Source organism: Paraburkholderia sp. SIMBA_053, from assembly GCF_046534895.1.
Lineage (GTDB): Bacteria > Pseudomonadota > Gammaproteobacteria > Burkholderiales > Burkholderiaceae > Paraburkholderia > Paraburkholderia caledonica.
The window spans coordinates 1-323 of record NZ_JAWRXU010000328.1; the positions used below are offsets into that span (position 1 = coordinate 1).

General features: G+C 67.5%; 1 protein-coding gene. It reads left to right on the forward strand.

The window, feature by feature from the left end; genetic code table 11:
* On the forward strand, positions 1 to 323 hold a 323-nt coding region (locus SB753_RS35855), incomplete at both ends, for an aldehyde dehydrogenase family protein (protein ID WP_410804843.1).

The following is a 323-nucleotide window of genomic DNA, read 5'->3' on the forward strand; positions in this document are numbered from 1 at the left end:
CGGGCAGCCGAAGGCGTGAAGCCGATTACGCTCGAGCTCGGCGGCCATGGACCTGTGCTCGTGTTCCAGGACGCCGACGTCGAACGGGCCGCTGTCGAAGGCGCCGCGAACCGTTTCCGCGGCACCGGCCAGGTTTGCATCTCGTCGACGCGCTTCCTGATTCAGCGTGAGGTCTACGAGGAGTTCGCCGAGCACTTCGTGTCTGCTACCAGGGCGCTCAAGGTGGGGGACGGGATGCAACCCGGCACGCAGGTCGGGCCGCTCGCGAATCCGCGCCAGGTTGCCAAGATGGAAGAACTCGTCGCCGATGCGGTGGCGCGCGG